Below are 14,925 nucleotides of genomic sequence, written 5' to 3'. Positions count from 1 at the left end.
GGGAGCCGTATCGAATCGGAAGAGTGCCGGCGCCAGCGCTCCTGTCGCCGGCGACGTCTTCGACGTCCTTGATGATCTCCCGTGCCAGGTTGATGAGGAAGGCAAACAGCCCGGGGACGATGCCCGCTGCCGGATGCCCGGCTGCAAGCGCGCCGTAGTAGAGTGCCAGTCCGGTCGATAGCGCCACCGCGAGATTACCCCACAGCAATTCCCGCTTGAGGCGGTAGTCGTAGAGAATCATCAGACCCGACACGCCAGTCGCCACGATCCCGGCGGGAATGTTCACCGTGAAACCGCAAAGGACCCCGGCCAGCATCAGGTAGAAGCCCCAGTTGCGCGCACCTTCCGGTGAGATTCTACCCGACGGCACCGGGCGTTCGGGCCGGTTGCGCCGGTCGATCTCCGCATCGCAGGCATCGTTCAGGCTATTGGCGCCGCCGGCGACCAACGCTGCCGCGAGTGCCGCAAGCAAAACCTCGGGCAAGCCCTCCGGTTCGACCTTGCCAAGCAACCCTCCCATCACGACCGCCGCAAAGGTGATAGCCATATTGAGCGGTCGCATCAGTCCGATGCCGACACGCAGGATAGAGTTAGTCACCTTGCGAACCTGACCATGGGGTTAAACCCCAACGTTGCTGCTGCGACTACCGCGGTTTCAGTGCGCAAGGGATGTCTTCCCAGTGAGATAGACGGTATCCCGGCTTTGCGAATAATCGACCGCTCATCGTCGGAAAAGCCCCCCTCGGGGCCGATGACAAAGGTTGTCCGGTCGAAGGACGTCATCCCATACTGGGCTGTGCCCGGTTCGACCGATTCCGGCAGCAGGTCAAGAGCAAGAACGGAACCAGCCGGATGCTCACTGCCGAAGTTGCGTATCAGTAGTTCAAAATCAACCGGGGGACAGACCTCCATCAGGCGGAGCCGACGCGACTGCTTGGCGGCGGCGATGGCAATGGATTTCCAGCGGGCAAGCCGTCTGGCTCCCGGTTCTACCACGCCGAAGCGCGAATGAAAGGTCAGGAAGCGCTCCACCCCCAACTCGGCGGCTTTCTCGACTGCCCAATCCATCCGGGGGCCTTTGACGATACCGACAGCCAACGTAACGGACGGTTTCGTCTCGGATTCGTAGGGAAGCGGCTGAACGACCCTTGCAATCCCCCCTCCACCGGGGCGGCTGCCCTCCCATTCACCTTCCCAACCCTGACCCTTGCCGTCGAATCCGATAAAGCGAAATCCTGGTCGGGCGCGCAGGACCTTAGCCAGATGTGACGCTTCGTCCTTTCCTATATGGATGAGCCCCTCACGGGTTACGGACTCAACGAGAATGTAGGGAAGCCGCATTGTCGTCAGAAAGTGACATCGAGGGAAGCGTGAAGAAAGGGATCGCCCAACCGACTCTCGGGATTCCATCCGGCGACGATGCGCGCTGTTTCGACATAGGGCAGTTGGAACTGCAACCCCCCTCCCCAGGCTCGCAAGGTGAGTTCCTTTTGCGGTGCGACTCTCCGCACGACGGCGTTGTCCAGAAACAACAACCCTTCGATGCTGAACTTCATGTTCTGCACATAAGGCCCGACGAGAGCCCAGTTCGGACCATTAATATAACGCAGCGGCAGCAGATTGAACCGGGTCTCGAGGTTGAGAGCCGCGAGGCCCAGCCCGAGCAGGTTTTCGGTTTGCTTCGACCGGATATTGACCGGCGATATCTCAAGCCGGCGATAATAGGGCAATTGACGGAGGCTGTTCTCGGCGTAAAACCGCCCCGCCAGTATAACGCCTCCGACCGGGCGATAAGCGCGCAGATCGATAAGTTGCAAGTGAAAGACATGCGAGGTGTCGATCATCATGTCCGACTCGGTCATGGCGAGCAGATAGTAGCCGCTTGAGGGATAGTAGATGTGATCCCGGCCGTCGGCTTCGAAGAAGACTCGTCCCACCATCAGCCGGTCGCGGCCGGAGCCGGCGAGGGTGTAGAAGGCAGCTTTGGAATAGCGCTCCTCCCATTGCCCCTCGAAGCCGATCCAGGACCTTTGGTGCAGGCGATGCTGCAGCCGGAGTGCCACCAGATCGGTCTGGGTATCGACATAGCCGGTCGTATCGGGGCGCGCCAGTTCACGCCTGTTGGTAAGGCCGAAAATCTGGACTCCAAAGGCGCCTTTAATGGAGAACCAGGGATCGCGGTGCAGGATCGAAGCGCCATTTTGATACCCGTCCCAATAGGCAATGCTCAGCCGTTCACCGTAGCCGCGGAAATTGTCGTGATGCAGCCTTAGCCCGACCACCCGCCGCTTCGGATCGAGCGGGTCATAAGCCAGTATCGGCAAGGGATAGATGTAAAACCGCTCGGTGACGGTGACCCTCAGAACGACCCGCCCCTGGTCAGCTACCACGGCGATATCGACATGGTTGAAGAGGCCGAGCGACATCAGCCGTCTGCGATCGGCCTCAAGCCGGGATGATTCGACCGGCATCCCGACCTTGGAGGTCATCTCCCTTTCTATCAACTCGGATTGGGTGACGCGATTGCCGGCGATGCGGATAGCCCAGATCCGGGACGGTTCATCCTGCGCCAATAGGCTGCTTAAGGCCAACAGGAGCGAAAAGGTGGCGAAAAGCGTCCTAAGGTGCGTTACCAATGCCAGGCCCAGGTCAGGGAGACGTCTGGCAGCCGGTACCTCCCTCGCAAGCGGTCGCGGACATCGAGCCAGACGGCGCGAAACGTCGCCCGCACCCCGGAACCGGCATTCAGTTCGCAGCGCACCATTGGACCATCGGTCAGGACATCCTCGAGTGGTTCACGCCCTCCCCCTGCTCGATGCTCCCAGGTTTGACGACGGTGGTAGGTCCAACCGACGCCGGTCTTCCAATCCCGGAACGAGCGATACGATACCTCACTGCTGATGGACCGGACCCGGCCATCTTCGGCGACGTCCTGTCTCCATTCATCGGAGTCCAAGCGGCCATGATCCTCAAGTCCCCACTGCCCGGTCAGGCGAACGTAGACTCGATCGGTCATCTGGATCGTCAGCGAGTCGGCGGCAATAAATGACCGGAAGGCGCGGCCCAACAACTGATCATACCGGTCATAATCATAGATTACGTAGTTTCCGGATACGGAATAGCGCGCCTGATTGGAGAATCGCCCGGCCTGCCAGGGAACTTCCGCCCTTAGAGTATAGAGACGGTTCCAGCGATTTTCGCCGCTGCGTCCGGTGTGCAGGTTAACGTAGTGGGTCAGGTCAACCTCCACCGAAAGGCGCAGGCCGAGATGGGGATCGAAGCGCCAGCCTCCCGAAGCCACGAAGAGATGCCGAAGTTCATCGCGGTCGTTCTGATCGGCGAGGTCGGGGGTGTCGTAGCGGTAGCGAATGGCTCGAGCGGTCAACACCAGCGAATCGCCGGAATGAAATCGTCCCAAGTTTGTCGCGAGGTGGATGCGGCGTCCCTGGGTAAGGGAACCGGCATACTGCTGTTCCTGCAGGTCGATGCCACCCCCAGCCTGGAGGCGGTAATCCCCTCGGCGCAGACCGAAATTTAGATCATTTTGCCAGTGGAACTGGAAATCCTCGTAACTTGTAGCCGCCGTCGAATGGGTAACCGTTTGCCGTTCGAACCGGGATTCCCAGCCGGCATCGACACCCTCGCCCGGGTTGGCAGCGAGAAAACTTGCCACCTGCAACCGGTCGTCCTTACGACGTGCCGACGGCCCGGTTCCGGCAAACTCGTCGCGTTGAACAAATTGAAACGAAAGACTATCATAAGCCGCATCGGAGAGGCGATAGGTGCCTCGTCCACGTCCGGATAGTCCGGTTTCGTTGCCCTCATCGAAGTCGCGAATCCAGGCGTCGAGGTCGATCCCCTGACTGCCGGACCAACCCTCGAAAGCCGCGTGGTGCTGCCATCCCGAAGCCCGCCAGTCGCTTCGCTGCCGGACGAACGGCCCGCTCCCGACGAACACCAGAATCGAGTCGCTCGGCCTCAGCCTCCCGCCGCCGGTGAGATTCCAGTTGGACTGCGCAACCGCTGCCGGCATAGGCAGAGTGGAAAAGGATCGCTGAACAGTGCCGTCCAAAGGAAGTGGGACGAGCGCTTCACGACCCCCGCTTCCGGGTCGCAGCGGTGGAGCGTTAAAGATCTCAATGTCGCCGGACAGTTCGAGATCGATGCGCTCGGTCATGGGACGGGTAAACCCCAATCTCGAAGTCTGCTCGCTGCGCCACTGAGGCTGGTAACCGGGCAGGCTCCAAAGTTGGACGGCAAGTTTATGGCGAAATGTCGTCTCACCGCCGCCGTCGAGCCTGACCGGCAGTTGGATCGATTCGCTCCAGCCATCCAGATCGAGCCCTTTCTCCATTTGCAGCACCGCCGTCCCCCCTTCCCACCTGCTCTCCGAATGGAGGATGCTCACCGCAGCCAGCAGAATTGACGGCACCAGTTGGTTTACAGCGTCACGGCTCAGTTGGCATTCCTTCTTCCGTCAAGGGAGCATTTTCCTTCGTCTCCAGGGTCTCGGTGATGCCGCCCGAAACGACCAGTTTCAGCGCCTCTTCCACCGACATGTTGATGTGTATCAACTCGGTTCGCAGGACAAATATGATAAATCCGGTGGTCGGGTTGGGAGTGCTGATGATGAAAACCGGAACCGCTTCATTAGGTATAGATGCCTGTAAACGACCCACGCTCTCGGCGGTTACGATACCTATCGAGTAAATACCTTTGCGCGGATACTCTATTAGGACCGCGCGCTGAAAGAGGTCGCGCCGTCCTTTCGAGAGGGCGAAACTGATCTGCTGGAATATCTTATAGATCTTGTTGACGAGCGGGATGTTGGTGATGAGCCGTTCGCCGGTGTTGATGAGCGCCTTGCCGAGCGCCCGGCGCGCCGCCCAGCCGGTTAGAATGATGAGTAAGAACAGCGCTATGAGACCTACGCCGGGCAGATTGCCCTCCCCAAAGAACTTCAGACCCAGGCCGTCGCGCAGTATCTGACTTATGATCCGTCCCAGGATTCCGTCGAGCAGTTGGAAGATTTTATAGAGCAGGAAAACGGTAACGACAATCGGCCCAATGATAAGGGTTCCGGAAAAGACATCGGCGCGTAGTTGCCGCCAAAAACTGGAGCGCTGGACAGGCTCAGTATTTGGCTCGGTGAGATTGGACATTAAGATCGGGTCCCATTAAGTTGACGGGAAGAAAGAAGCGTTCGGCATTGCCTGAAGCGACCGATTAAAACGAGAGGGTCGTCCGTCCGAAGGGACGGCTTGGAGAGAAATGGCGTCCGGGTGCAATACCCGACTCAGCGGCTCTTCAAGCGCTCGCTCAGAAGCCGTGCCGTGAGGTTGACCAGAGCGATGAGCCGGGAGTAGTTCATCCTTGTCGGGCCGATGATGCCGAGCGTGCCGCGCGATCCGCCGTGGAGATAGTGGGAGGTGATGACGCTGAAGTCGCGCAGTTGTCCGGACGAATTCTCATCGCCGATGGTGACGGTTACGCCTTCGCCCCGGTCGCGCAAGAGATGGACGATGACGTCGCGATCCTCAATGAGTTCGATGATACCGCGCATCTTGTCGGGAGCGGAGAACTCCGGAAGGTCGAAGACGTGCCGGGCCGGGCCAAGATGGACTTCGCCCGGGGGGTCGGGGGCGAAAATACGCTCGGGGAAGTCGATAAAGAGCCGTACTACCGCGTTGTCGGCAGCGCCCTCTCCGGCCAGGCGCTGCTCCGCTTCAACCGGAATGTCGGCCAGGCGCATTCCGCCCAATCTTTCGTTGATAAGACGCACCGCGACGGCAATGTCGGCATCAGAGATCGGGCTGCTAAGTTCCAGCATAATGGTCCGCACTAGACCGGCACGAACCACGACGACGACCATCAAGCGGCCGGCTGCGACGCGGAGGATTTCGACCCGCTCGAGGATACCGCTTGAGAGGTCGGGCGCGAGGATAACTCCCAACAGCCGCGAGACGCGTCCCAGCAGATCGCCGATTTGGTTGAGGATGTCGGTCGCTTCGGGGGAAATCTGCTCGATCCGCTGCTCGATTGCCCGCCGTTCGGCTGCACTCAGTTCCTCGTCCTGCATAAGGTCATCGACATAGAAACGGTAGCCGAGACTCGTGGGAAGTCGTCCGGCTGAGGTGTGAGGATGTGTCAGCAAGCCCATCTCCTCGAGGTCGGCCATCACGTTGCGGATCGACGCCGGCGAGAGCGACAAACCGGTCCGGCGGGCAAGCGCCCGCGATCCGACCGGATCGGCCGAGAGGATAAAGTGCTGAACAATATGCCGCAGGATTATCCGCTCGCGTTCGCTAAGTTGGAGTCTATCCGCTGCCATCGGCGCCGGCAGATCGGTTATGCGTAATGGAGCCGGCATCGGCCGTTACAGATTGTTCCACCTAAATCGTTATCCATATCTACAAATAATATGCCCTAAGCGGTGCGAAGTCAAGCCATCCGGCCTAACCGGCAGGGAGTCGCATCAGGTTGCCAAAGAGGTCGGCGATGCCAAAGAAGCGCTTTCTGCCTTGTCATTGCTTTCACGGCGGGAGTATATTGAAATTATAGGGGGGATAGTCCCTCCGGTTGAATCAAGAGATTGTTTCTTACGACTTGACAAGGCCTTCCCCGCCTGCATCTAACAGCCTGTTGTCATCTATAATCGCAAGTAAATCCATATCACCAGCAACCTGACCGACACTATGCTCTCGAGCCGACTTGATCGTATAGCACCATCGCCGACACTCGGCATAGCCGCCCGGGCGGCTCAAATGAAAGCGGAAGGCATCGACATCGTCGATCTGTCGGTCGGCGAGCCTGACTTTCCGACCCCGAAACAGATCTGCGATGCCGCCGGGAAAGCCATCGCTGACGGCCGGACACGCTACACCCTCAACGAGGGCATCGTCGAACTGCGCGAGGCGATCGTCCGCAAGTTCGAGTTTGAATGCGGCGCTCACTACGACCCCTCCTGCGTAATCGTCTCGACCGGTGCCAAGCAGTCGCTTTACAACGCCTTTCAAGCCCTCCTAAGCCCGGGCGATGAGGTGATAGTCCCGGCGCCCTACTGGGTCTCCTATACCCACATGATCTATCTTGCCGGTGGCGAGCCGGTGGTAGTCGATACGACGGAGGACGAGGGCTTTCGCCTGATGTCGGAAGCACTGCGCAAAAGTCTCACCCCGCGCACCCGTGCGGTTATCATCAACAACCCCTCCAATCCGACCGGCTCCGCCTATCGGGCGGAAGACCTTGTGCCCCTGATCGAAATCTGCCGCGAGGCGGGTGTCTTCATCATCTCGGACGAGATATATGAGAAACTTACCTATGGCGGCTTTCCGTTCACCTCGCTCGCGGCCCCGGGGCTGGAAGCGAAATCCTTATCGCTAATAATCAACGGCTTCTCGAAATCCTACTCAATGACCGGCTGGCGCCTCGGATATGCACTTGGGCCAAAGGAGTTGATCTCGGGAATGTGCAAGGTGCAGTCGCACAACACCTCCAATCCGTCGTCAATATCGCAGTGGGCCGGACTGGCGGCACTTGACGGGGCGGCTGCCGAAGTCGTCCGGATGCGCGATGAGTTTGAGACGCGACGGAACTACTGCCTCGGGCGTCTGGCGCAAATTCCAGACCTCACCTGCATCAAACCCGATGGTGCATTCTACCTCTTTCCGAACATCGCCCGCTATTTAGGAACATCGACCGGCAAGCGGTCGTTCAAATCCTCGGACGATCTCGGACGGTATCTTCTCGATGTGGTGCACCTTGCTACAGTTCCCGGCGAAGCCTTCGGAACCGGCGGCTATATCCGGATATCGTATGCCGCTTCGAGGGAAGAACTGCGACGGGGAATGGATCGCTTCGAGGAGGCACTCCGCCGGCTGCGAGAGGGTTAATGCCGGGTGGTCGATACGATAACGTCTCAACCGGAGCGACGACCCTGCGCAGCGACGATAGGGTGCGAATCGACCGGTTGGTAGTGGGCGATCTCATGGTCAACTGCTATTTCATACAGGATGTTTCCTCCGGCCGGGCATTGGTGATCGATCCCGGCGACGAGGATGACCGCATCCTATGTCACCTCAAGGATGTCAAGGCCCGGGTTGAAGCGCTGGTGGCAACCCATGGTCACGGCGATCATATTGGAGGATTGGCCGGGCTCAAAAAGGCTACAGAGGCTCCGGTTTGGATCGGAGCCGCTGATGCGCCGATGCTGTCCGATCCGCAGCGAAACCTGTCATCATTCTACGGTCCGGAGATCGTCGCGCCGTTGGCCGACCGGTTGCTGCGCGAGGGCGACCTTGTCGAACTGGGAGCCATAACTCTTCATGTGCTCGATGTCCCCGGGCATAGTCCGGGGCACATTGCACTGGCAGGAGAAGATTTCATATTTGCCGGAGACGTTCTTTTCGAGGGCTCGGTTGGCCGGACGGACTTCCCGGGTGGCAGTATGCCTCTGCTGATAAGGATGATCCGGGAGAAACTTATTCCGCTCGGCGATGAGTGTCTGGTTCTGCCGGGGCATGGCCCCGCAACAACGATCGGTGTCGAGCGGGAGACGAACCCCTTTCTGCAACCGGGTGCCGAAGCCTTGTGGTGAACTCGGCATCGTCCGGGGACCTTAGCCTGGAATCAACCGACGGACCGGCCCTGTGGGAGGCGGTCGCCGGTTTTCTTTCGGGACTCGCGCTCGAGGAAGGACTCTCGGACAACACACGCGAAGCCTACCGTCGCGACTTAGCCGACCTCATCCAGTTCTGGGGTGAGTCTGTTCCCGATAACTGGTCGGACGTCCGCCCGACCGATCTGACCAATTATCTTGCGAGACTCTCCCGCACCGGTGCATCGCCGGCTACCATAAACCGACGGCTCTCGGCGATCCGGCACTTCTTTGGCTATCTGCTGCGCGAAGGCGCCGTCAATTCCGATGCGACGATTCACCTGACCGGGCCGCGGCAGCGACGTCATCTGCCCGATGTCCTGTCGGTAAGTGACATCGAACGGCTGCTTGATCAGCCAGACCTTGCGACACCAACCGGCCTGCGCGACCGGGCGATGCTCGAACTGGGCTATGGCTGCGGGCTGCGGGTAAGCGAACTGGTCGGAGTAGCGCTCGATGATTTCCTGCTTGAGGGAGCGATTCTGAAGGTGCTGGGGAAAGGCTCCAAAGAACGTCTGGTGCCGGTAGGGGATTGCGCGCGAACGGCACTCGTCGAATATCTTGCCAAAGGGCGGCCGTCGCTTGTTCGCGCGGCGCCGCATGCTTTTGGAAGACTATTTTTGGCGGCTAAGACCGGACGCCCGCTCAGCCGGGTAGGCTTCTATTTGATTCTAAAGAACTATGTCCAGGCGGCCGGGATTGAGCGGCGAGTGACTCCGCATACCCTTAGGCATTCCTTTGCCACGCATCTTCTTGAGGGCGGCGCAGGACTACGCGACGTTCAGGAACTGTTGGGGCATGTCTCCATAGACACCACGATGATCTATACCCACATCGACCGCTCGCACCTGATAGAGGTCGTTCGGACCTTCCATCCCCGGCGCTGACGACCTTCGTTCATTTGCGACCGACGGGACGGAAGGGTTATATTAGGCTTAGGGCTTAGGGCTTAGGGATTAGGGATTGGAGCTTAAGCGTTTTTATAGGGTGCGGATGATTGTGATTCTCCAGTAGGGCAGGCATTCCTGCCTGCCCTTAGGACGGACAAGAATGTCCGCCCTACTGATGCTACTTTTTGATGCTCCCATTATTTAGACTTTAGAATCAAGATAAGAGATCGCTGCACAACGAACCCTATTGCAAGGTAATTCTATCGTCTTGCATCACTTCGCTTGTATGAGAGTGCAAGCAAGTCGATCATCTACATTCAGCATTCTTCATCCAACATTCAATATGTCACACGCTTCCAATGGTCACCCTCTCCCGGTTCCGGTTGCCGGTAAGGATGGCTTCCTACTAAGAGTCGGCCTCGCCGAAATGCTCAAGGGCGGGGTTATAATGGACGTTACGACGGCCGAACAAGCCCGGATCGCTGAAGATGCCGGCGCCTGCTCGGTGATGGCGCTCGAACGAGTTCCGGCCGACATCCGTCGCGACGGCGGCGTGGCTCGAATGGCTTCGATCAAGGTCATCGAAGACATTATGAAAGCGGTAACGATCCCGGTGATGGCGAAAGTACGTATTGGGCATTTCGTCGAAGCCGAGATTTTGCAAGCCCTCGGGGTTGACTACATTGACGAATCGGAGGTGCTGACCCCTGCCGACGAGACCAACCACGTCTGGAAGCACGACTTCCGGGTGCCGTTCGTCTGCGGCGCGACCAACCTCGCCGAAGCCCTCCGCCGGATCGGCGAAGGCGCGGCTATGATCCGAACCAAAGGCGAAGCCGGAACCGGCAACGTCGTCGAAGCGGTCCGTCACATGCGCTCCGTAACCGGCGAAATGCGCCGCCTGACGACACTCGGCACCGAGGAACTGATGTCCGAGGCAAAGCGTCTTGGTGCGCCGTTCGAACTTGTGAAGCAAGTCGCGGCAACGGGCAAACTACCGGTTCCCAATTTCGCCGCGGGCGGCATAGCGACACCGGCCGATGCCGCAATGATGATGAAGTTGGGCGCCGAGGCGGTCTTCGTCGGGTCGGGCATCTTCAAGTCCGAGGACCCGGCGGCGCGGGCGCGCGCCATCGTTCACGCTACGACGCATTACCAGGACCCGGAGGAAGTGCTGAATGCTTCGCGCGGCCTGGCAGGCGCAATGCCGGGGCTTGAGATCGGCAAAATACCGGAAGGGGAGTTGCTGGCTGGACGAGGGTGGTAGTGTAATGAACTTACCTATTCCCTTAATTGCTGATTGGTCCTCTATCATCGGGAGTATAATTACTTTGGGCACTCTGATCTTCACCTTGGGAGTGAGATCAAGAGTCAAGAAGCTACGGGAAGATTACTATCTAATCCAACGTATGCCCCAACTTGCAAAAAAGCTCAAGGATTGCAAGTCCGCTCTTTTTAGACTCCGAACTGAGCAAATCCAATCTTCTGATGTGAGAGAAGCAGTGTGGACTGAGATAGAGCGATCTCTGACATTATTGCGATCCATCAAGACTCATATGCCATCATTGGCGAGAGAAATTACGACTGCGATAAGATTAGTCAGACCTCTTATGGGTAAGACCAAATATCCAGGAAGCAGGGATGAAATACATTCCTTTTACTTGAAGCTTGACAACATCTACGCACAAATAGAATTAAAGATCACTGACAGAAGAAAGGCACCAATACAATGACGGATACTCAAGTTAGGAAGGCCGTCGCGGAGTTGGCCAAAAGGACACAAGATCGGCAACTCATGTGGAGATTGGAGAAACCTCCATCGTGGCTACAACACGGGACTGACGCTCTGGTGACTATTTGCTACGAAACCTCCTTTGAAGGGCGATTTCTGCGTCTCTACGAGAGTAGTGAAAGAGGTTATGACGAGAATCTAAACCCGATAGGCTGGTACTCCACATTTGTCCTAGAGATTACCGACCAGGAAAGGCGCACGCTCTTCACCTTCCCTCGCGTAAGCACTCTGAACGAGCTTTGGGAAGCCGTTCAATCACAGACTTCTGGAGCAGCGGAATTGGTAGGAAGCCTGACCGGCTCGCTTCCTTAGGGTGGTTACAGCGTAATCAAATCGCTATGACAAGTGTGGGTATCCTTGCGCTTCAAGGCGACTTTGTCCTGCACCGGCGCGCTCTCGAGGCGCTCGGCGCCGAAGTTGTCGAAGTCCGCAAAATCGAACACCTTGAGGGCCTGTCGGGCCTCATCATCCCCGGCGGCGAATCGACGACGATGCATCTGCAACTGGCGGAGTCGCCGCTCGGCGCAGAACTGAAAGCGCGAATCGCCTCCGGCCTGCCCACCTGGGGCACCTGTGCCGGTGCCATCCTGCTCGGCAAAGGCGATGGCCCGCCTCAGCCAAGATGGGGGCTCATCGAGGCAGAGGTCGCCCGCAACGCCTACGGGAGACAGGTCGATTCATTTGTGGCTCCGCTGGCGATTGCGGGCTTTGATCGCCCGTTCGACGGCATCTTCATCCGCGCACCGAAATTTCTTAAAATTGGCCGGGAGGTGAGCATCCTCGCCGAATATCAGAACGAACCGGTCATGCTGCGCCGGAAGAACCTGCTGGTGACCTCGTTTCATCCTGAATTGACAGATGATCATAGAGTGCACCGTTTGTTTCAAAGTTACTGCGCATAGTCTATCCACTTCCCGTCGGGCAATACCCGTCGGACACGACCCTCATCCATATTGGGGACATTTGCAATGATCTCCCGTCAGGAACTAAGGGAACTTGCGGCTCATAAGTTCCCCGGTGCGCTCTGCACCACTCTATACCTCACCGTCGATCCTGCCGAAAACCCGAACGAGGCGTGGCTTCGGCACTACAAGAGTCTTCTAAAAACTTCCAACTCCCTGAATTCTCCCGATCTCCGCAGCGCAGCGCAAGACAACCTGAAGCGCATCGAATCCTTCCTCGCCGACCGGCCCGAAGGCACTCGCCGCGCGATGGCAATCCTCAGTTGCGCATCCGATGACTTTTGGTGGGTCTATCATTCGATGGTGCCGATTCGTAATGAACTGGTCATTCGCGATAGCCCCTATCTCACGCCGCTCGTCCAGCAAATCGACATCTACCAGCGCTACCTTATCGTCATCGTGGGTGGCAACGAAGCGCGGCTGTTCATCACCGGAATGGGACTTATCGAACCGGTATTTCATGTTGAACGGCCGGAGGTTCACTTCACCGGCTCGCGCAGCGACACCTGGAGTGACCTCGGAAAGATGCGCGCCGGCCGCAAGCGCGAGATCGCACTAATGCAGATGCTTAAAGGTGCGGCTGCAGCAATGGAAGATATCCTCGAATCGGAACAGATCAAGCGGGTTCTCCTGGGTGGGCCTGATACCGCCCGGGCTCGGTTTCGCGAAGTCTTGCCGCATCATTTCGCAAGTCATGTCTCAGGCGAATTCCTGGTCAACGTCGATGCCGGGGAGACCGAGATCCTCGCCCGCGCGACACCGGTGATGAAGGATGTCGAGCGTTCCTTTGAGCGGCTGGCGATGGAAGAGCTCTTTCACCGGCTCGGACAGTCGGGAGGCGGCGGGGTCTTGGGGCTGTCCGACGTCCTGACCGCGCTCCAGCAGGGCAACGTGCGCAAACTCTATGTCCTGATCGGATCGTCGGGTGAGGGTATGAGTTGCCAGAGGTGCGGAGCGCTGGTACCGACCCGATCGGCCAACTGCCCTTACTGCGAAGGCACCCTCGCCGCAATAGGGGACATTCACGACCTCGCAGTGCGCAGCGCCATCGAACAAGGCGCCCGGGTCGATATGCTCGAGCAAGCCCCCGGACTTGAAAAGGGAGGCGGCATCGCCGCCCTGCTGCGATACTGACATCCCTGCGTAGTCTTTGCGAACGAAGTGAAGCAATCTGCATTCTTCATTCTACATTCACTTATGTGGCCGCCTGAGACGCCCTATCTGACCGTCGATGCGGTAGTGATCGACGAGCGGGGGGTGTTGCTCATCAGGCGCAGGAATCCTCCCTACGGCTGGGCGCTTCCGGGCGGCTTTGTCGAACGGGGCGAGTCTGTCGAGTCGGCTGTAAGGCGGGAAGCCCGCGAAGAGACCGGCCTTGAGATAGAGGATCTGCGATTAATCGGGGTTTATAGCGATCCGGATCGCGATCCCCGGTTCCCGACAGCGAGCGTCGTCTATCTTTGTCGGGCAAAAGGGGATCCCCGGAGCGCCGACGACGCGGCCGAAGTCAGGTTCTTTTCACACAAAAGTCTGCCCGATGAGATCGCTTTTGACCATCGGAGGATCATCGATGATGCCTTCCGTTTGAGGTTGGAGATGTGATGGCCAAAAAGTATTGTTATATACGACGACGCAAGTCATCGTCATTCCCGTAAAGGCGGAATCCAGATTCATATGCCGGGTGGACGCCCACGTCCACCCGCACCACATCTCTCTTTTACACGCCGGACGAGGACGTCCGGTATGCACGAGTCGTGATTTTCACCGGACGAGGTCGTCCGGTATGCACAAACTGAAAAGGGGCCGACGGTAAACGCCAGCCCCTTGCCACATCTTTTACAATCTACGCCTATTCTGTGTGCCGCCTCCCAGAATCGAACTGGGGACACACGGATTTTCAGTCCGTTGCTCTACCAGCTGAGCTAAAGCGGCATCGCTGGTTCAATATAACTCCTGCCCCACAGCGTCGCAAGTGTCCGACTTGCAGCCAAGCAAAATCCTCCAAAAGCCTTTGAAGGGCTTGCATAGCGCCTCCGAAGCGGCTTTATTATAGGTATGCTCACACATCACTTGCACTTGCAGATCAAGGCCGCCTTCGTAAGCCGGGCGACCCGGGCTGCCCTGGTGGCGGCTGCTGTCGCGGCCTCTCAGCCACTGGCTGCGAACGGCATCGCACCGATCGAGTCGTTTGCACCTGTCGTAAAGGGCTACTCGCACTCCGGTGCGACACTTCATCTCTCCATACCTGATGAGACAGCAACTCAGCTTTTGCAGTCTGGAGATAGGGGTCTTGTGAGTCCTGGCTTATGGGATGGCAGCACACTGACCCGGAGCCGTTTTGTGATTGTCCCGCCCGGGATGGCGGCACGACTTGACCGGGTTGTCGTCTATCGAGCCGAACGTCACCCGGCCGAAGACGTCGCTCTCGACCCGACTCTGCTTCCCGAGTCTGGCGAACCGGTCCATATCGGTGAAACGGGTGTCGTGCGCGGCATTCGCATCGCTCCGGTCATCTTCGACCTGGCGCAATTCGACGCCTCGCAGGGCGAGGTTATTACGCTCTGCGAGGTTGAGGCTGCGCTGCGCTTCGAGCCGGACGCTGGTTCGGATATTTCTCTGCCGTCG

13 protein-coding genes and 1 tRNA gene are annotated in these 14,925 nt (G+C 58.4%); 8 read left to right on the top strand and 6 right to left on the bottom strand.

Annotated elements, in window-relative coordinates; all coding sequences use genetic code 11:
* From FJY67_08245 to hrcA, 5 genes are all read right to left on the bottom strand, one after another.
* The coding region (locus tag FJY67_08245; GenBank protein MBM3329442.1) for a geranylgeranylglycerol-phosphate geranylgeranyltransferase at positions 1-598 on the bottom strand (598 nt) is incomplete at its 3' end.
* On the bottom strand, positions 595-1,410 hold the full coding sequence (locus FJY67_08240) for a 16S rRNA (uracil(1498)-N(3))-methyltransferase (protein ID MBM3329441.1): 816 nt from the start codon (positions 1,408-1,410) through the stop codon (positions 595-597). The genes FJY67_08240 and FJY67_08245, both read right to left, overlap by 4 nt.
* Positions 1,347-2,756, bottom strand: coding sequence for a hypothetical protein (locus FJY67_08235; protein ID MBM3329440.1), 1,410 nt, complete (start codon positions 2,754-2,756; stop codon positions 1,347-1,349). The genes FJY67_08240 and FJY67_08235 overlap by 64 nt, the downstream gene beginning before the upstream one ends.
* A 1,692-nt stretch (positions 2,757-4,448) precedes the next feature.
* Complete coding sequence (locus FJY67_08230) at positions 4,449-5,162, bottom strand: DUF502 domain-containing protein (GenBank protein MBM3329439.1); 714 nt, start codon at positions 5,160-5,162, stop codon at positions 4,449-4,451.
* Between the two features lie 134 nt (positions 5,163-5,296).
* On the bottom strand, positions 5,297-6,370 hold the full coding sequence (gene hrcA, locus FJY67_08225) for a heat-inducible transcription repressor HrcA (GenBank protein MBM3329438.1): 1,074 nt from the start codon (positions 6,368-6,370) through the stop codon (positions 5,297-5,299).
* A 325-nt stretch (positions 6,371-6,695) separates the two neighbouring features.
* On the opposite strand from hrcA, the gene FJY67_08220 reads away from it, so the two are divergent.
* The 7 genes from FJY67_08220 to FJY67_08190 all read left to right on the top strand — a co-directional run bounded on the left by FJY67_08220 (position 6,696) and on the right by FJY67_08190 (position 13,902).
* Positions 6,696-7,892: a pyridoxal phosphate-dependent aminotransferase gene (locus FJY67_08220; protein MBM3329437.1), complete on the top strand. Its 1,197-nt coding sequence runs from the start codon at positions 6,696-6,698 to the stop codon at positions 7,890-7,892.
* A 62-nt stretch (positions 7,893-7,954) separates the two neighbouring features.
* The gene (locus FJY67_08215) at positions 7,955-8,596 is read left to right on the top strand and encodes an MBL fold metallo-hydrolase (GenBank protein ID MBM3329436.1); all 642 of its coding nucleotides are present in this window, start codon (positions 7,955-7,957) and stop codon (positions 8,594-8,596) included.
* The gene (locus FJY67_08210) at positions 8,590-9,543 is read left to right on the top strand and encodes a tyrosine recombinase XerD (GenBank protein MBM3329435.1); all 954 of its coding nucleotides are present in this window, start codon (positions 8,590-8,592) and stop codon (positions 9,541-9,543) included. Before FJY67_08215 ends, FJY67_08210 begins: the two co-directional genes overlap by 7 nt.
* Positions 9,544-9,889: 346 nt before the next feature.
* On the top strand, positions 9,890-10,813 hold the full coding sequence (gene pdxS / locus FJY67_08205; protein ID MBM3329434.1) for a pyridoxal 5'-phosphate synthase lyase subunit PdxS: 924 nt from the start codon (positions 9,890-9,892) through the stop codon (positions 10,811-10,813).
* A gap of 863 nt (positions 10,814-11,676) precedes the next feature.
* Positions 11,677-12,240: a pyridoxal 5'-phosphate synthase glutaminase subunit PdxT gene (gene pdxT, locus FJY67_08200; GenBank protein MBM3329433.1), complete on the top strand. Its 564-nt coding sequence runs from the start codon at positions 11,677-11,679 to the stop codon at positions 12,238-12,240.
* 66 nt (positions 12,241-12,306) lie between these two features.
* A complete protein-coding gene (locus FJY67_08195) occupies positions 12,307-13,434 on the top strand; it encodes a hypothetical protein (protein MBM3329432.1) in 1,128 nt (375 codons plus the stop codon).
* A 63-nt stretch (positions 13,435-13,497) separates the two neighbouring features.
* Positions 13,498-13,902: an NUDIX hydrolase gene (locus tag FJY67_08190; GenBank protein MBM3329431.1), complete on the top strand. Its 405-nt coding sequence runs from the start codon at positions 13,498-13,500 to the stop codon at positions 13,900-13,902.
* A 257-nt stretch (positions 13,903-14,159) separates the two neighbouring features.
* Here the strand turns inward: FJY67_08190 and FJY67_08185 are convergent.
* A tRNA-Phe gene (locus FJY67_08185) sits at positions 14,160-14,232 on the bottom strand.
* Between the two features lie 123 nt (positions 14,233-14,355).
* Here FJY67_08185 and FJY67_08180 point away from each other — a divergent pair.
* Positions 14,356-14,925 (top strand): hypothetical protein (locus FJY67_08180; GenBank protein ID MBM3329430.1); only part of this gene is annotated, 570 nt, incomplete at its 3' end.

This window comes from Calditrichota bacterium (genome assembly GCA_016867835.1).
Lineage (GTDB): Bacteria > Electryoneota > AABM5-125-24 > Hatepunaeales > Hatepunaeaceae > VGIQ01.
This window is presented reverse-complemented; position numbering and strand designations above follow the sequence as displayed.